Origin of the sequence: Indolivaga macrotermitis (assembly GCF_900128985.1) — a bacterium.
Taxonomy (GTDB): Bacteria; Bacteroidota; Bacteroidia; order Bacteroidales; family Dysgonomonadaceae; genus Dysgonomonas_A; species Dysgonomonas_A macrotermitis.
This window is the reverse complement of the sequence record NZ_FQUC01000001.1, coordinates 669,007-685,790: the sequence shown is the minus strand read 5'-3', so window position 1 is coordinate 685,790 and position 16,784 is coordinate 669,007. Positions and strand designations below refer to the sequence as shown.

Sequence of the window (16,784 nt, the reverse complement as noted above, 5' to 3'; positions counted from 1 at the left end):
ACAATTATGGACTACAAAAAGACGAATGCACCCAGCAACACGGTAACCAGAGATATGATGAGCCTTTCGGCTGACACTGAAAATATTTATGAAACTGTCAGAATCATCGGAAAAAGAGCTAATCAGATAGCTGTAGAAATGAAACAAGACTTGGATCGTAAGCTACAGGAGTTTGCTTCATACAATGATAATCTGGAAGAAGTTTTCGAAAACCGTGAGCAGATCGAGATCTCTCGCTATTATGAAAAACTGCCTAAGGCTTCACTTATTGCAGCTCAGGAATATACAGAGGGAAAAATCTATTACAGAAATCCAAATAAGGATAAAGATAACTTCTAATGATACAGAGAATACAATCTATATTTTTGTTAGTTGCAGCCATTTTGATGGCTGTAACCGTTTTTAGCCCTCTGGCTTTTCTGGCAGACAATGCTGATGGATATTTTATCGCCAGATGTTTAGGCTTTTACAAAAATGGAGTAGGCCTCGAGTATCCGACTTGTGGTGTAATAGTTATTGCTGCGCTTGTAACTGTGCTCTTGTTTATTACCATTTTCTTATATAAGAAGAGGAAGTTACAGTTGAAGTTATGTTATACCTCGATAGTTATTATCCTTGCTTTTTACGGTACATTCTATGCTTATCTACAAGCAGGGCTTACTGCAACTGCTACTACATTTGTAAATGTGAAGTATGGCTTGCTATTACCGGTTATTGCTTTAATATTCATCATTTTGGCAATCACCAAGATAAAAGCGGACGAAAAACTTATCCAGTCTCTCAACAGAATAAGGTAAGATTTCATTACAACATAAAAAACGGGGCTGATATCGGATATCAGCCCCGTTCTTATTTAGATTTTACTTTAAAACAACACCATACTTTTTCTTTCCATTTATCTTTATTACAATAGGGTGCGTAAACCTTACATGCCTCAGATACTGAGATTCGAAAACTGCGGGCTGACTGTTCAGGTATTCCTCATCGAAGATGCCATCATTTTTCAGATAAGGATTTACAGTAAAATACCCTACTCCGAAAGAAGTCAGGTTCTGGAAGAAATGGGTTCCCTGGCTCGGCTCTATCCGGTAGTTTTCCAAACCGGACTCAACCAACAAACGGGCATTACTTACATGAGGCCATTTGACCGGTATACCCAACCAGTAGTCGCTACTCCCCCATCGTCCGGGTCCGACTAGCACATATCCTTTGTCTTCCTGCGCAAATTGCTTATTCAGCTTCTCTATCTCGTATGCTACAAATTGGTTATTCGCTGCATTGAAACCTTCCGATTTTACATATATAATATCAAAAACATCGTCAATAATACCATTTCCCAAGGCATTCTGAGAAACAAGGATGGTATCCTCTTCGGGAATCAAGGACAGATCTTCGGTCATTGCTTCTTTATTCTGTACAATCGGCCGTATCTGAAGTAGGTAGAATGCAGCTTCGTCCTTATTCTTGATATTCACGGCAAACTCTATTTCGATTGCCCTTCCCATTTCCTCCTGTCCTATCTGCAGTACTTTTTGCAAAGCTTTGGCGAACGGGAATAAATCGTGCTGAAGAATATTAGCAAACGAGATTATCTTCCGCCCTCCTTCATAAAAGCCTTCGTATATTACCTGATCGATGGGATCAAAAGTTGATACTATATAACGAAGCGAATCATCGGACAGTGCATCCGAAACATTCACCTTTAGTAAGTTGAATCCATCATTAATAGAAAATTCCCTATCTATGTCTTCCAGATCGAGTGCATAAAATTGCCGTTGGGTATCGCGTAATGCGAAATCCATTGTACTCAACTGCAATATATTATTGGGGTGATGCGGAGAGAAACGCAAAGTGGTTCCCCCGTCCACAATATATTTACCTAATCCGAGAGCAATGTTTGCGACTCCTTCTTCGGCTTTTTCATGTCCTATCGGATAAAAATTCAGGGAACGGGCTACACCGGACATCGTCGGATAAAAACGGTTGCCATACCGGCTGCCAACAACCTCCTGCAATACGATACCCATTTTTTCCTGATCTATCAGGTTCTGCGTTGCTGTCATATATGCCTTGCTATCGCCATAAAAAACCGATGCATATACTGATTTTACAGCATCCTTGATCATTTTCAGGCGCTTCTCCTTATCTTCCAGATCAGGAATCATGTAAGTCGAATATATTCCGGCAAACGGCTGATAATATGAGTCCTCCAATAAACTCGATGAGCGTATGGCTATAGGAGCATGCACAGCTTCGAACAGTGCGAGAAAATCTTCATCTAATCGTCCGGGAAGTTCCGCATGTAAGAAAGCTTTCAGAATATCTTCGTCCGACGCTTCCGACAGTGCCATCGGATAGAGATTATTGCTTTCCATAAACTCATCGAATATGTCGGTACACAGTACTACCGTTTTGGGTAGGATCACTGGAAAGGCTGCATTGTCATTAAGTTCCATATGGGTTTTTACGACATTACCAAGAAATGCGAGTCCTCGCCCTTTCCCTCCTAACGAGCCTTTTCCTATACGTGCAAAATTAGAGAATTCATCAAAACGGTCTTTTTCGAAAACCGCAATTACCCCCGAATTCTTTATCCGCCGGTACTCTACTATCGCATCATAAATAAACTCGCGGGCTATATCTGTATTGATATCTTTCACGTCTATCTTTTTCAGTGCTTCTGCTATCGGGAACATAGCCCTCGAATACAGAAATCGCGAAAAATGATTGTGAGACATATGATACAGTAATGATTTATCAGGTATCGTCTTGATCGAACGCTGTAAATCTTTCAGGTTCTTGATACGGAGTATTTCTTCCTTTGTATCGGGATCAATAATAACAAAGTCTCCGAACCCGAACTGTTCTACGATCTGCGTCCTTAAATCCAAAGGATAACGCTTCGAGTTTTTATCTATAAAAGTACAGTTCAACTCTTCGGCATACTGGCGGTTGACCTCTTCTGACGAATTGAATATAACGGGAAGAAAACGATCCTGAGCTTTTATCCATTTTGCAAGGTTATAACCTGCCAGACGTTCTTTTGTCCCGCTTTGCATATAGCTCATATCGGTAACTATACCCAACATATTTTCCTTATACCGGGTATATATAGCCGCTGCTTCTTCGTAGCTGCGTGCCAGAAGGATTTTAGGACGTCCACGCATCCGCAAAGTCTGCTGGTGTTCGTTCAGTGCTTCTTTCGAAAATTCCTGAGATTCTTCGAGCACGATCTTAAACAAGGCAGGCAAAGCCGATGAATAAAAACGGATGGAGTCTTCGACCAGCAGAATAATCTGTACGCCTACCATTTCGGTATCGTGTTCGGCATTCATCGCGTCTTCTATCAGCTTTATAATAGCCAGCAGAAGATTGGAATTGCCCATCCAACTGAATACATAATCGGCAAAAGAGAGGTCTTCGGTCGATAATCGTTTCGATACTTCCTTTGAGAAAGCTGTTAATACAATCATTGGCGTATCTTCATATTCTGCCTTGATATTCCGGGCCAGTGAAAACATTTCACTATCGTCCATATTAGGCATGAAGATGATAAGTTCGTAATGATTGTCCCGTAAACATTCGTATGCTTCTTCCTCGGTCGAAACCTGCGTAAACCGCGGTGGATAACGAAGGCTCAAAGATGTATATTCATCAAATATTTGTTCATCGACACGTCCGTCTTCTTCCAGTATGAAGATATCGTACTTTGTTGCTATCAGCAATACGTTGTAAATCCGCTTATTCATCAAGCTGGCAAACGAAGTATCTTTAAAACGGTATTGCTTTATGTCCGGTATATTCTGCATCTATAATCTGATTTGAATCAGGATTAAAGATATTACATAATCCGAAAATAAAAGAAGCCCCGAAGAAAAAACCGGAAATAATCCGGTCTTTTTTCTTCTGCTCTTATTTTATCCTATCGGCAATGCCCATAAAGTGCCGCTAGCCAGATAAGAAGCTGTACCTGCGCGGGTAGTACCCCAAATATAGTATGTTTTGGGTGTTTTCGAAGTATTATAGACAAAATAAACGCCTGTAACCGAAATCGGACTTCTACCCGAACTAACAGCTCTTCTGTTTGCAACATCGGTCAAAGAATACGTCGTGGAAGATTCGCACAAATCCCAAAACATATTGTTGGAGGTAGAAGTACAAGTAACCTGAAACATAACCTGCCAGGTTCCTTCGGGGATAGTTATAGATACTCCCGAATAAGAAGCTGTAGTCGTAAATGTTTTTCCCGACAAAATCCCGTTTACATTATCTACTTCTATCACTTCGATACGTGGACGGTCTCCCCATTGGGCATTACCCGAAACATCTGAAACCAGCATCTTACCTTCCGCCTGATTTCCATCTCTCAGACGGAAAGTTCCCCGTATATCGAGTTTTGCTGTGGGAGTAACAGTTCCGATACCCACCTGACCACTGCTGGTTACGACTACATCATCCGCAGTACCACTTGTTCCTGCTGCATTTGTGTCCCTTTTGGGGTCGACATGGAAAATCCCTAACGGATTATCGGTTTGTATACCTATCTGAGCCTCTATAACTCCGGTAAATAATAGTGCTGTAATAATTAAGTATATCTTATTTTTCATTTTTTCTTATTTGTTTTATTTTAGAAAATAGGTATTGCCCAGATTCTTGCTCCACTATTATAAGTAGCTATTACTGTACCTATGGCAACAGATGGTGTGACGTTGGCCGCAACTCCCTGCACATAATATGTTGTAGTTGCAGTAGGAGCAACAGCATATGACGCATATGTAGTGGATAATCCATTTGACGGAGCGAAGTAACTTAGCACACGGCCTATTATGGGTGTGGACCATGTACTTGTAGTACATAAATCCCACCAAACCGTATAATTGTAAGACGAAGCATTATTGTAAATACAATAAAAGTAAATTTGCCATTGCCCGGCAGGCAACGTTATATTGGCTCCGGTATATATATAATCGGCTGCAACGCTAGAGGTTCCTCTTTTTAAGGATGTCAAAGAAGCAGATACAACTCCATTGATACGGGTAGTATATGTTAATCTTTTCCACTCGCCTGTTCCTGTTGCATCGCTTGTCATTACTTTATAGTTCCCTTCTGTACCATCAACAACACTCATATTTCCTACAATATCGAGACTTGCGCTAGGCGTTGCTGTATTGATACCTACCCTACCATTACTATCGATAATAAAATCGTCAGATGTACCTGTTGTGGCGGAAGTATCTCCTTTCGGGTCGACATGAAATATCCCTGATGGTGAGAGTATATTAACCCCCACTTGTGCGTTTGAGATGAAAGTAGCGACAAAAAAACATATAGCTGTATAATAAAATAATTTCATAATTCATTCACTTAAGATAAAGGGATTGCATATAGTTTAAATTCTCCGGTGTAAACAAGGGCCGATCCTGTTGAAGCTCCTGCACTTACCCAAAAATAATATGTTTGTGCGGCAGTGTTTGTAACAAGAAAGTAAGCTGATACCGAGGTGTGAAAGGCTGCTAATGCTGCTCCTGTGTAAGCTGTACTCTTTGCATTATTAATATATGGAACCAGAGAAGTTGAACTGGTCGATAACCGCCAGACCATATGATTGGCTACACCGGGATCTCTATATGTACAAGTAAATGCGATCATCCATGTTCCACTATCCAGAGTTATATAAGAACCGGTATATACAGGTGTTGAAGAAGTTATGTTAGGAACACTTCTGACTCCATCTATAAAACTTTTGGTTGTAATATTTGGCTTCCAAGATCCGTATCCGCCATTGTCACTGGTCAAGAAATAGCCATCAGCTTGAGTTCCATCTACCAATTTAAAGTTACCCTGCAAATCTAAAGTTCGTGTTGGCGAGATAGTGCCTATACCTACTTTTCCATCAGTTGTGATAACAATATCGTCATCAGTTCCCGAAGTACCTGCTGCATTCGTGTCCCCCTTTGGGTCGATATGGAATACACCAGACAAGTTCTGTGTGTTTATCCCGACTTGTGCATAGCTTAATCCCAAAGAGAATATTCCCATCAGTAAAAGAATTTTCTTTTTCATTGTTGTTTTTGTTTGAGTTATTGGGGTCGCAGACCCTTCTGTTGTTATAAAAAGTTGTTGATTTTGAACGCAGAGTTGGAAAAGATATATACCGCATTTGTAGGGGCAGGGCTCTGCTCTGCCCGCAAGTGTAATTATTTTCACAGTACACTTGTAGGTAAAGTCGGGTCTTACCCCTACAGGATATCGTGTAAAACCTTTGCGTCTTTGCGTCTTTGCGTTTAAAATGTTATCTATTAAATAATTAATACTAAAACAATAAAGCAGCAAAGTGCACACACTGCACCTTACTGCCTGTAATAGTTGACTTACTGCCAGTCTGTTATCCGAAATAGTATTCGAACGACAACAAAACAACAATGATCCTACCGGACACAGCCTGCCCTGCCAACTTATCTGGAAATGGATATATACGACAAAGTAAACGAAGACATAAAAAAATGTCCCGTTATTTTGACACAATAGAAAATTTTGTTTAGTTAACGCCCTGTGATGCGTCTCTCTCTCTCTCTCTCTCTCTCTCTCTCTCTCTCTAATATTTCAGGACATAAAAACAAATCCAAATTGTTAAAATTCAGATTTTTATCATGCTTATTATGTGTGAAATTATTTACTGCCACTGATTTATAAAGAGCTGTTTATACGGCAAATATAAAGATTATTTTTTAATATGTATCATTTAATATCAAACTGGTGAATATTCTCTGATTCCGTTGCGAATTTTATAATCCTTATCTTTTATCTATATACAAAGTACAATTACATATCAGGGATGGAAATATAAAATACGTATAACAAGTGTCACCTTTGTCACTTTCAGAAGAGTAGAAAGCTGAGAATCAACATCTAGCATAGGTGACAAAAGTGACACTCAGGTAACAGCCGGATGTCACCTTTGTATAACTTCTGTCAATTTTCTATAAAAAATACAACAGCAAAATGTTTATCTTCGTTATAAGTATATTAAAGCAATAAGAAATGGGACAAAAAATAAAGTTAAGCGTATTAGACCAATCTCCTATAAATAAGAATAAGACAGCATCGGAAGCTCTATCCGAAACAACCCGATTGGCTGAACTTACCGACCGGTTGGGGTATACCCGCTTCTGGGTATCGGAACACCACAATTCGCCAACATTAGCAGGTAGTACTCCCGAAATATTAATAGCTCATCTGGCAAACCATACTCAAAGGATGCGCATCGGGTCGGGCGGTATTATGTTGCCCAATCACAGCACGTTAAAAGCAGCCGAAAGTTTCAGGTTACTCGAAGCCCTTTACCCTAACCGCATAGATATGGGTATTGGCCGAGCTCCGGGTACGGACAGGTTCACTGCTTCGATTCTTAATCCTTCGAATAGGTTCAGCGAGGAAGATTTTATCCAACAACTGTACGATCTTGATGACTTTCTGCATGACTCGGATAGCAGTAATTCTATCTCTAAAAAAGTAAAGGCAATTCCACTTACTGAGACTATTCCGCACAAGTGGCTACTGACATCCAGTGGCGAGAGTGCACTTATTGCCGCCCATTTCGGGTTGGGGCTTTCGTATGCTCAATTTATCAATCCTTATGTAGCCGCAAATATTATAGAAGGGTATAGGCGTAGTTTCAAACCATCACACGATCTGGCAGAACCACAAGCCAATGTAGCCATTTTTGCTTTTTGTAACGAAGACGAAGAAATAGTAAAACGACAGCAGGCCTTGATGGATTACCGGTTTATCCAACTCGAACGTGGAGGAAACCTAGCCGCAGTTACTTACGAGGATATTGTGGCTATGCCTTATTCCGATTTCGAGAGACAACGGATACAGTATAACAGGGGGCGTACTCTGATGGGAACTCCTGATGTAATGAAAGAAAAGCTGACAGCACTTGCCGAGAGCTATAATATAGATGAGATTATGCTGGTAACCTATGCCGAAAGGCTGGAAGACCGCCTGCATTCTTATGAGATACTGGCTGACTTATTTGAACTTGATAGAAAATAACGATGCCTGATAAGGGAGAAGATCATTTAGTGTCGTCCTCTCTCTGTTCTCTCTCATATTCGCGGGGAAGAATTATAGCAGTATAAAGGGTAAGTACAGCACCGATCAGCATCGCGACTACCCATTCGTTCATCTGTTCGAACATCAGGTAAGTGGCTACTGCCATTGCCACTACTCCGAAAACACGGATCGAGGCTAAGCGTTTACCTCTCATACTCTTTCCGGGATAAGGGGACGTAAATACGCCAAAGCCGAAGCCAATAACCCCTACAGCCATCGTACAGGCGGCTACAAACGGGTTAAATAAATAAACGACAGCGGCAAGGAGGATCAATAGTGCAGAGATCTTGAAAACAGTATCTTTGGTCTTGGGCTCTTTGAATTTATCCATATTCTTATTCCGAAGTTATTCTATAACGAATACCTCTTCGTTTTCTTTTTTCATTTTATAATTCTCACGTGCAAACTTTTCGATGTTCTCTTTATTCGACTGTAGTTCATTCAGTTTGCTCTTATCGGTAGTAATTTTTTCCTGATAGTAGTTGATCTGGCTTTTCAGGTCACTTATCTCCAGATCATAACCGAAGCGTGCGAAGATATTGCTGTCGCTTATGACAAAACAACAGACTATAAGCACCAATATAATGGCTAATTGTATTTTAGTGAACTTGCGAAGTATATAACGTCCTATTCTTTTCAACTGTTCCATAAATACTTTATTGTGAGATAAAACTGACTTAATGCAAATATAGAGATATTTGATCAGATTGAAGATGATATTTCGCTGCTTTTTACTCAAAAGAATATTTAAAGTGTAAATTTGCAATCATTGCGACCAAAAACCAGATGGCTATAGACAATAAAATAGTATCGAAGTACAAATCATATTTGCTTTTGGAAAAGGGGTTATCTAAAAACTCCATAGAGGCATATACCAATGACTTAGCGAAGCTGTTATCGTATCTCGAAAACGAGAATCTGAAACTACAGGATGTTAAGCTGGATCATCTGCAACAGTTCATTGCCCAGTTATACGATCTGGGTATTAATGCGCGTTCTGTTGCCCGTATCCTGTCGGGAATCAGGTCTTTCTTCAACTACCTTATACTGGACGGCTATATACAGGAAGATCCGGCTGAACTGCTCGAAACTCCTAAAATAGGATTAAAGCTCCCTACCGTATTATCCCTCGAAGAGATTGAGGATATTAAAGGTTGCATCGATTTATCGACCAAAGAAGGGCATCGAAACAGGGCTATCATAGAGGTGCTATACAGTTGCGGCTTACGTATATCGGAGCTTATCAACCTTAAATTTTCGGATATGTTTCTCAATGACGGATTCATCCGTGTCGAAGGGAAGGGCAGCAAGCAACGGCTTGTACCTATTTCCGAAATCGCAATTAAGGAAATCAATAATTACCTGATCGACAGAGATCATCTGGATATAAAAAAAGGCTCGGAAAGCACTGTATTTCTCAGCAAGCGGGGTACACCGATATCCCGTATTATGGTGTTCCATTTTATCAAACAATATGCGGAACAAGCCGGTATACAGAAAAACATAAGCCCACATACTTTCCGGCATTCGTTCGCCACTCATTTGCTCGAGGGCGGAGCCAATATAAGGGCGATACAACAAATGCTGGGACACGAAAAGATCACAACTACTGAAATATATACACATATGGACAGGGAGTATCTGCGGCAAGAGATTATCGAGCATCATCCCCGGAATATAAATAAACGGTAAAAAATTTTGCCTGTATATAATTTAAGACCCTTTACAACGTTACTTTTTATAAACACTCTGAAAAATGGCAGTAATAAAATATAAAGCACATCCTTGGCATGGTATAAGTTTGGGAAATGAAGCTCCCGAAGTAGTCCGTACTTTTATCGAGATAGTACCTACGGATACAGTTAAATACGAGATAGATAAAAATACAGGTTATCTTTGCATAGACCGTCCCCAAAAGTACTCGAATATAATTCCTGCTTTATACGGTTTCTTACCTCAAACCATCAGCGGACCGCGGGTTGCTGAGATGAGCAATAACCGACTGAGCCGTACCGACATTGTGGGTGACAGTGATCCTATAGACATTTGTGTTTTGACCGAAAAGGATATTACACACGGGGATATTATAGTAAAAGCCCGTCCTATAGGAGGATTCAGGCTTATAGATCACGGACAGGCTGATGATAAATTGATTGCAGTGCTTGACAACGATGCTATTTATAGCAACTACAAAGACATCAGCGATGTTCCATTACCGATTATAGAGCGCCTCAAGCATTACTTTACTACCTACAAAGATATTCCCGGCGATACGGAGCGAAAATGCGTCCTTACCCACGTGTACGATGTGGAAGTTGCATACGAAGTTATCCGCCGGTCAATAGAGGATTATAACGAGATTTATAATATCTGCAATATCTGATCTCAATAGTAGTGGACTATCCGGAGTACATCCGATTGAGACATTGCTCCGGGACTGATACCTAATTCCCCTTCCGGAATCGGTAAATTGTGCTTATTGAAGTATTCGATCCATCCTTTAGTGGTTGTGGTGGTACCTTTAGACCGGAAGGTCATTGGAGCCAGAGAAAATACTTCGACACCATTGTTCGCCTCTTTGAGTATTTCGTAAATCAGCTCGGAACAATAATACTTATCGTTGTCAACTACAAACCCGTAATCATATCCGGTACCAATATGAGGAAATCCTAATGCCAATGCTTTAGGAATAATAGATTGATATTCGTCATTCAATCGTCCAACCACCGATCTGGGATAATTACCCTTGTTATCTTTAGGGTATAGATACTCATTTATAGGAGTAAGAACCAGCTTCGGTGTTGTAGCTTCGAGAACAAAGACACTGTCGTTATCATCGATATACACGATGCCGACATGCGTAAACTGATAATCTCCAATGCTTGTGGTTACTTCCCTGATTGACTTTTCGAGGTTACTAATTCCTGATTCCTGAAAAATCAGATCGCCGTTTTGCAACTTAAAGTCCTGAGCTTGTATGTGGACAGCTCCAAAGAGAAAGAAAAATAATACGGTTATATTGAACTTCATAATAATTTAAATTAAGTAACAGTAAGTATTTAATAATATATTTTTCCGGGCATAAATACTTATTGTCCCTTTACTTACAAAATCTATAAAAAGGTCTGAGACCTTAAGACTCTGATATAACTGTAATAATATACTTTTTGTTCATTGTATTAGTATACAGATTCTTCTGTTTCCTTTGCAATATAGATAGGGCGTTTTTTTGTTTCGAGGTATGTTTTAGACAGATATTGTCCTAAAATACCTAAACATAGCAACTGGATTCCACCGATAAAGAAGATACCGCAAATCATGGATGGATAACCTGCTACAGGTTCTCCCCAAAGTATAGTTTTAGTAATGATGTAGAAAGTCCAGAAAATAGCGATCACAAAAAGTACCACTCCCAATATAGAGGCAATAGCCAAAGGGCGGGTAGAGAAAGCAATAATACCCTCGAGCGAGTAAAAGAACAGTCCCCAGAAAGACCATTTGGTTTCTCCGGCAACACGCTCAACATTCTCATAAGCAATCCATTTTGTTTTATACCCAACCCAGCCGAATATACCTTTCGAGAAACGGTTATATTCTTTCAGCTCCAGTATCGAGTTTACCATCTGGCGGGTCATTAACCTAAAGTCGCGGGCTCCATCTACGATTTCCGTATCCGATATTTTATTGATCAGCTGATAGAACTTACGGGCAAAGAATGAACGGATTACAGGTTCGCCTTTTCTATCTACACGACGGGTCGCTACACAATCGTACTCCCGTGTTTGTAGTGTATCATACATTTCTTCCAATAAGTAAGGAGGGTCTTGCAGGTCGGCATCAAGCATAGCTACATAGTCGCCTTTTGCCGCTTCGAGCCCTGCATATATGGCCGCCTCTTTTCCGAAGTTACGGGAAAAAGACACATAGCGAACTCTCGGGTCTTTCTTTCTCAATTCCCGTATAACATCCAGAGTCCGGTCTCTCGATCCATCATTGATAAATATAAATTCGAACTCTTGCCCGCTCATTTTTTGAGCTACCTTCACCAACTCCTCATATAGATATGGTAAAGCTTGTTCTTCGTTATAACAAGGCACAATTGTAGATATCTTATCCATTGCTGTTGAGCTTATTTTTTAGTAAAATAATGGTATTAAATACATTTAGCAGAAATGCCAAACGATATTTAATCATCCCTATAATTAGTCGTCCTTTTAAGCCTAACTGTCCGGTTCTCATTCCGTAAGCAGCTTTTTTTACTTCAGGGTTGCAAATTATCTTCTTTATATTCTTATATCTTCTCCAAAAAGAATTGTTGTTGTTCGTAAAATATTCCTGATTAACAGAAGTTATTACCCTCAGAATATAGTCGTTCGCAATTCTCTTATCCGCTTCTTCTATAAATGCACTGTCTTTCTTCTGATGATACAATTGCTTTAAATCTGACAGGAACAAACTCTCCTGCTCCCAACGGGCAGGATCGTACCTATTCGACAGCGATTCGTCATTCACTTCGTAATGATACAAATTATCTCTGACAAAGAGCATATTAGAGGCATTAATCATCGCCGAAATTGTAAAAAGCCGGTCTTCGCATCTCCTTAGTTTCGGATTGAACCTTATATCATTTTGTTCTATCAGATCACGTTTGAACAAATGCAACCACAAGACTCCCAAGATAAACATTCCTCCAAACTTATCAGAACCGATCATCGGCAGTACAACTTCCTTTTCAAAGCCCGAACCTTCATACAGACCTTCAAAGGGTAACCAGTCCAGCTCTTCACCTTTACGATAAGCACCAAAACGCAAAATATCGGGTTTGGCATCCGAAATATATTCTGCCAATAGCGAATAAGCACCTGATGCTATCCTGTCATCAGGGTCGACAAAGCTGAGATAATCTCCTGTTGCGATATTTAACCCGGTATTCCGGGCTGAAGAGACTCCTCCATTCTGCTGATGAACAAGTTTAATCCGGGCATCTTCTTGTGCATATCTATCGCAAATCTCCGCCGACGAGTCTGTAGACCCATCATTAACGAGTATAAATTCCAGATTCCCGTATGCTTGACTAGTCAATGAGCCAAGACAACGATCCAGAAATTGCTCCATATTGTAAATCGGGACTATTACCGAGATACGCACACCCATATATCAGTTTTTCTTCAATTGATTATAAATAGCCTCAGCGATAAAGAAATCTTCTTCCCAATCGATATCAAAAGCTGCAATATCATTATTCTCAAAAAGGAGAGGTTTCTTACCCACTCTATCCTGCAGGTTATTATAAATATCTATATCCGCCAGAAAGATGCCACTATCGATCTCAAACAGAGGTTCGATGGTCTGGGTACGAGGCCATTTTTCTTTATCCCGATCATAGTTCACAGCACCTGTTTTATTCCAGATAAACGTACGCAAAGCCATTACTGACATAAGTGAGTCATAATCTCCCTCACTCAGTATTTGCTTGTATTGATCTATAGCCTTCGAATATAATTCTTCATCGATAAATGGAGAAGTTACATGTGTCCACAGCACAGCACCTTCTTTTATTACCTGAGGTACATATTTTATCAGGTCATCGGTCGAAGTCGATGATGTCGCCAAATGCTCAGGACGACGGTCTATTCGGATTTTCGGTTCGGATAACGATTCGGCTATACGAATAACCTCATCGTCATTTGTAGACAATACGATCTCATCGATAGAATCGCATGCAATCAATTGTCTGAGTTTCATCTTCAACAGACCTCCTTCGATACCGGCAAAAGACCGTGTATTTTTATGAGGAACCCGTTCACTCCCTGCTCTGCAAGGTAAAAAAGCTGATATTTTCATTTCTGATTTTACTCTGTTAAAAGTCCGTATACCGATAGATTCTTCACCCCTTTGTATTTTGTGGCGGTAATCGTCGCTACTTCCATTTGCCTATTGTTATCTACAATCCGCGATAACAGGTATTCGTTCTCCTGCGTAAGCATCCGTTCATTTTCGCCGATCAGCCCGTCATATCCGTCATATCCGGCAATGTACAACGTACTTACTGAAAGCTCCAATGCTATTTGTAATGCCAATGCCGTATGAGAATCCTGATATAAATCGGAAAAGGTTACATCTGTTAATTCATAACTTTTCCCCAATAGCTTTTCCGGAACATATGTTCCCATTTTTCTTGGATAAGGAGGCAACACGCAAGAAATCCTATCCGGATCGAAATCGGCAAATACTTTTTCCAGCCGGTGACCTTCATTCCCAACTAAGCAGAAAAACTGAGGGATGTCCAGATCCTTATAATATCCTGCATTCTTACTACTGGCATGGATCAGGCACATCGATTTATTTTTCCGCTTAGTTATCAGTTGCTTGATAGCCTTAGCGGCATTTGCTCCGCTTGGTCCTCCACCAATAATTATCGCTTGTTCGAAATGCTGCTTATCTGAATTAAATTCCGGTAATTTCAGGTTATCGCCTTTCTTATCCTTCATATTATTCAAAGCTTGCAAAATACTGTTTATCGAATAAAAACGACGGGTTACCCAATCCATTACATCTTTCTGCGGAAGTGAGTTAAATCCGGAAACCATGTAAGGCAGATTCGTTCCCCATCCATATTGCTCTTTCATTCGTTCAAAATCTGCAACTGTCGTGCTCAAACGGTTGAAATCGACATTCCATCCTTCTTTAGAAGAAAGGTAGGATAAGAATAACTCTGTACGCAAATTTCCGGCTCCGCGCCCCATCCCTGTTACAGTTGCATCTACAATATCGCATCCTGCCTCGATGGCTGCTAAAGTATTAGCAAAAGCAAGTTCCGTATTATTATGCCCGTGAAATCCTATTTTGCATTTCAAAACAGATTTTACCCTACAGGTAATCTCCACAACTTCATGGGGATACATGCTACCGAACGAATCGACCATGGCAAAACTATCTACAACACCATTCAGCGCTGCTATATCATCGATAAAAGAAGGATATTCGGCTGTCCATTTAGACATGTACATTACATTGAATCCAACTTCAAATCCCATCTTTTTAATCTCTTCAGCTGAAGATTTAGCCCTTTTCCAGTTAGCCGGATCAATAGCCATCCGCACAAAATCAAGTTTTCCTACGCACGAGCCAAGTAATTGACGGAGGTCTCCCGGTTTAATTTCCTTTTCGTTCAGTATAACCCCTATCTTTTTCGAAGGCATATACCGGCGGGCATTTGCTATTACATAGTCCGGGCAGAAATTATATTCGCCCTTATAATCATTCTGCAACAGAGAGCGGTAACCTATCTCAATATACGAAACAGGCAATGCTTCCATTGCTTCGAAGTAATTACGGGTCAGATTTTCTTCGAAATCCCAATTGGTATAATACCCGCCATCACGCAGTGTACAATCTAATACTTCTATCATTTTAAATCGGGATTAAATACATATTTTATTACGTCTTTCATCTCCTGCCTGATTTCAGGCTCGGGTTTCGACTTAAAAACTTCTATTTTTTCTTCCAGCCCTTTCAGGTCGTAAAATTTATCATCCATTCCTACAAAGTCCTCATTCTCTGATTCCGACCACCTTAAGGATATTTTACCCAGAGCGAGTGATTCATAATAAGCCGTAGTATTTACAGCAATAGTAAAATCTACCAGATCAGACCTCAATACTTCTTGCACCGAATGCTCGCGCCCTACAAAGAACATATTATCAGCCAGACTGGCAAATGCCTTGTGCTCGGAATCGACTACAAAAGGATGTTTCTTTAAATAGAACAATATCCGGTTGTTATGTTTACGGTTGAACTCTTGCAAAAGAGCCAATAGCTTATCATTCGATGGTATATATACCGATCGGCCGAGGAGTACAAGACACTTTGTGAATGATTGGTCTACATGGGTAATTACAGCATCTTTGTATTTAGGATTACCCATCAACATAAGGCGCGAATCGTCAAACCCTTTTGTTTTCAGATAGTCGACTGTCGATTGTCCCCAGCACATAACCTTATTGGCTATAAGGTTATCGAGATTGATAATATCGAAAGGTATTATTTGCTTGAAGTCGCAAAAAATTCCGTGTTGTAATGTTATTGTTTCTATTCCCCGTTTCTTGAAATAGAGGGTAAGCAGGCTTTCTTCCTTATAAGCCGAATTGAAACAGATATAACGTTTAATATTCGCAGGACATTTTATTCTTTCGAGATATTTTACCTGATTCAGCAGATTGGTCAACAGTGCAACCAAAAACAGCTTGGTAGTAAAAGACTCCTTTATGGAACGAGTAAAAACTATCCGGAAGGCTTTTAACAAATGTCCGATATACGAAATACTGAAGACTGAATATCTGGCATGTCCGAGAGTTTCTATACATGTAATACCTGAGTCGGGATATAGTTTTTTGACAGACTCTGCCAAGTCGCCATAATCTTTACGGTCAATCAAATAAGATATCACAGTAGACTTGTCTGTTTGCAGCACTTTTGAAACATCGACAAACTGTACTCCCTGATAAAATCCTTTGAATACATCGCGTCCTGTCAACGGGTCGTCGGTAAACATACAAGTCAGATATCCGGGTACGAGATTTTTCAGATTATACCCTTTATAGGAATAATCCAGCTTGCTCAATAAGTTATTATAACGGTCATAAAACCTTGTATCCATGTGAATA

17 protein-coding genes are annotated in these 16,784 nt (G+C 40.1%); 5 read left to right on the top strand and 12 right to left on the bottom strand.

The genetic code is table 11. The features are described 5' to 3' along the window. Nucleotides 1–6 precede the first annotated feature (6 nt). Together BUC12_RS02780 and BUC12_RS02775 are read left to right on the top strand one after the other, a co-directional pair. Nucleotides 7–339, top strand: a complete 333-nt coding sequence (locus BUC12_RS02780; protein ID WP_062175638.1) for a DNA-directed RNA polymerase subunit omega — start codon at nt 7–9, stop codon at nt 337–339. Then, nucleotides 339–797 (top strand): DUF4293 domain-containing protein, encoded by a 459-nt coding sequence (locus BUC12_RS02775; RefSeq protein ID WP_062175637.1) that lies wholly within the window; start codon nt 339–341, stop codon nt 795–797. Before BUC12_RS02780 ends, BUC12_RS02775 begins: the two co-directional genes overlap by 1 nt. Nucleotides 798–860: 63 nt before the next feature. Here the strand turns inward: BUC12_RS02775 and BUC12_RS02770 are convergent, their stop codons facing one another. The 4 genes from BUC12_RS02770 to BUC12_RS02755 form a co-directional block, all read right to left on the bottom strand. After that, nucleotides 861–3,809: a PEP/pyruvate-binding domain-containing protein gene (locus tag BUC12_RS02770; RefSeq protein ID WP_062175636.1), complete on the bottom strand. Its 2,949-nt coding sequence runs from the start codon at nt 3,807–3,809 to the stop codon at nt 861–863. Between the two features lie 108 nt (nt 3,810–3,917). Next, entirely contained in the window at nt 3,918–4,607 is a 690-nt protein-coding gene (locus BUC12_RS02765) for a hypothetical protein (protein ID WP_062175635.1), read from the bottom strand. Between the two features lie 20 nt (nt 4,608–4,627). Beyond that, on the bottom strand, nt 4,628–5,353 hold the full coding sequence (locus BUC12_RS02760; RefSeq protein ID WP_062175634.1) for a hypothetical protein: 726 nt from the start codon (nt 5,351–5,353) through the stop codon (nt 4,628–4,630). Between the two features lie 11 nt (nt 5,354–5,364). After that, nucleotides 5,365–6,063: a hypothetical protein gene (locus tag BUC12_RS02755; protein WP_062175633.1), complete on the bottom strand. Its 699-nt coding sequence runs from the start codon at nt 6,061–6,063 to the stop codon at nt 5,365–5,367. Between the two features lie 978 nt (nt 6,064–7,041). Between BUC12_RS02755 and BUC12_RS02750 the strand changes: the two genes are divergently transcribed. Then, nucleotides 7,042–8,058 (top strand): LLM class flavin-dependent oxidoreductase, encoded by a 1,017-nt coding sequence (locus BUC12_RS02750; protein ID WP_062175632.1) that lies wholly within the window; start codon nt 7,042–7,044, stop codon nt 8,056–8,058. Between the two features lie 22 nt (nt 8,059–8,080). Here BUC12_RS02750 and BUC12_RS02745 read toward each other — a convergent pair whose 3' ends face one another. Both BUC12_RS02745 and BUC12_RS02740 read right to left on the bottom strand, forming a co-directional pair. Beyond that, entirely contained in the window at nt 8,081–8,449 is a 369-nt protein-coding gene (locus BUC12_RS02745; protein ID WP_062175631.1) for a hypothetical protein, read from the bottom strand. Nucleotides 8,450–8,464: 15 nt separating this feature from the next. Continuing rightward, nucleotides 8,465–8,767, bottom strand: a complete 303-nt coding sequence (locus BUC12_RS02740; protein WP_062175630.1) for an FtsB family cell division protein — start codon at nt 8,765–8,767, stop codon at nt 8,465–8,467. A gap of 137 nt (nt 8,768–8,904) precedes the next feature. Between BUC12_RS02740 and xerD the strand changes: the two genes are divergently transcribed. After that, nucleotides 8,905–9,810 carry a site-specific tyrosine recombinase XerD gene (gene xerD, locus BUC12_RS02735; protein ID WP_062175629.1) on the top strand — a complete coding sequence of 302 codons (906 nt, stop codon included), beginning with the start codon at nt 8,905–8,907 and terminating at the stop codon, nt 9,808–9,810. Between the two features lie 64 nt (nt 9,811–9,874). Further along, on the top strand, nt 9,875–10,501 hold the full coding sequence (locus BUC12_RS02730) for an inorganic pyrophosphatase (RefSeq protein ID WP_062175628.1): 627 nt from the start codon (nt 9,875–9,877) through the stop codon (nt 10,499–10,501). A gap of 2 nt (nt 10,502–10,503) precedes the next feature. Here BUC12_RS02730 and BUC12_RS02725 read toward each other — a convergent pair whose 3' ends face one another. The 6 genes from BUC12_RS02725 to BUC12_RS02700 all read right to left on the bottom strand — a co-directional run bounded on the left by BUC12_RS02725 (nt 10,504) and on the right by BUC12_RS02700 (nt 16,777). Continuing rightward, nucleotides 10,504–11,148 (bottom strand): YiiX/YebB-like N1pC/P60 family cysteine hydrolase, encoded by a 645-nt coding sequence (locus tag BUC12_RS02725; RefSeq protein ID WP_062175627.1) that lies wholly within the window; start codon nt 11,146–11,148, stop codon nt 10,504–10,506. A gap of 149 nt (nt 11,149–11,297) precedes the next feature. After that, a complete protein-coding gene (locus BUC12_RS02720; RefSeq protein ID WP_062175626.1) occupies nt 11,298–12,236 on the bottom strand; it encodes a glycosyltransferase family 2 protein in 939 nt (312 codons plus the stop codon). After that, on the bottom strand, nt 12,229–13,272 hold the full coding sequence (locus BUC12_RS02715) for a glycosyltransferase (RefSeq protein ID WP_062175625.1): 1,044 nt from the start codon (nt 13,270–13,272) through the stop codon (nt 12,229–12,231). Before BUC12_RS02715 ends, BUC12_RS02720 begins: the two co-directional genes overlap by 8 nt. A 3-nt stretch (nt 13,273–13,275) precedes the next feature. Next, nucleotides 13,276–13,962 carry an acylneuraminate cytidylyltransferase family protein gene (locus BUC12_RS02710; RefSeq protein WP_062175624.1) on the bottom strand — a complete coding sequence of 229 codons (687 nt, stop codon included), beginning with the start codon at nt 13,960–13,962 and terminating at the stop codon, nt 13,276–13,278. A gap of 8 nt (nt 13,963–13,970) precedes the next feature. After that, a complete protein-coding gene (locus BUC12_RS02705) occupies nt 13,971–15,530 on the bottom strand; it encodes an aldolase catalytic domain-containing protein (RefSeq protein ID WP_062175623.1) in 1,560 nt (519 codons plus the stop codon). Next, the gene (locus BUC12_RS02700) at nt 15,527–16,777 is read right to left on the bottom strand and encodes a hypothetical protein (RefSeq protein ID WP_062175622.1); all 1,251 of its coding nucleotides are present in this window, start codon (nt 16,775–16,777) and stop codon (nt 15,527–15,529) included. Before BUC12_RS02700 ends, BUC12_RS02705 begins: the two co-directional genes overlap by 4 nt. Nucleotides 16,778–16,784 lie beyond the last annotated feature (7 nt).

Bases quoted from the DNA above. Each gene is read 5' to 3' on its own strand.
- BUC12_RS02780 (WP_062175638.1), top strand. From the start codon at position 7: ATGGACTACAAAAAGACGAATGCACCCAGCAACACGGTAACCAGAGAT.
- BUC12_RS02775 (WP_062175637.1), top strand. From the start codon at position 339: ATGATACAGAGAATACAATCTATATTTTTGTTAGTTGCAGCCATTTTG.
- BUC12_RS02770 (WP_062175636.1), bottom strand. From the start codon at position 3,809: ATGCAGAATATACCGGACATAAAGCAATACCGTTTTAAAGATACTTCG.
- BUC12_RS02765 (WP_062175635.1), bottom strand. From the start codon at position 4,607: ATGAAAAATAAGATATACTTAATTATTACAGCACTATTATTTACCGGA.
- BUC12_RS02760 (WP_062175634.1), bottom strand. From the start codon at position 5,353: ATGAAATTATTTTATTATACAGCTATATGTTTTTTTGTCGCTACTTTC.
- BUC12_RS02755 (WP_062175633.1), bottom strand. From the start codon at position 6,063: ATGAAAAAGAAAATTCTTTTACTGATGGGAATATTCTCTTTGGGATTA.
- BUC12_RS02750 (WP_062175632.1), top strand. From the start codon at position 7,042: ATGGGACAAAAAATAAAGTTAAGCGTATTAGACCAATCTCCTATAAAT.
- BUC12_RS02745 (WP_062175631.1), bottom strand. From the start codon at position 8,449: ATGGATAAATTCAAAGAGCCCAAGACCAAAGATACTGTTTTCAAGATC.
- BUC12_RS02740 (WP_062175630.1), bottom strand. From the start codon at position 8,767: ATGGAACAGTTGAAAAGAATAGGACGTTATATACTTCGCAAGTTCACT.
- xerD (WP_062175629.1), top strand. From the start codon at position 8,905: ATGGCTATAGACAATAAAATAGTATCGAAGTACAAATCATATTTGCTT.
- BUC12_RS02730 (WP_062175628.1), top strand. From the start codon at position 9,875: ATGGCAGTAATAAAATATAAAGCACATCCTTGGCATGGTATAAGTTTG.
- BUC12_RS02725 (WP_062175627.1), bottom strand. From the start codon at position 11,148: ATGAAGTTCAATATAACCGTATTATTTTTCTTTCTCTTTGGAGCTGTC.
- BUC12_RS02720 (WP_062175626.1), bottom strand. From the start codon at position 12,236: ATGGATAAGATATCTACAATTGTGCCTTGTTATAACGAAGAACAAGCT.
- BUC12_RS02715 (WP_062175625.1), bottom strand. From the start codon at position 13,272: ATGGGTGTGCGTATCTCGGTAATAGTCCCGATTTACAATATGGAGCAA.
- BUC12_RS02710 (WP_062175624.1), bottom strand. From the start codon at position 13,962: ATGAAAATATCAGCTTTTTTACCTTGCAGAGCAGGGAGTGAACGGGTT.
- BUC12_RS02705 (WP_062175623.1), bottom strand. From the start codon at position 15,530: ATGATAGAAGTATTAGATTGTACACTGCGTGATGGCGGGTATTATACC.
- BUC12_RS02700 (WP_062175622.1), bottom strand. From the start codon at position 16,777: ATGGATACAAGGTTTTATGACCGTTATAATAACTTATTGAGCAAGCTG.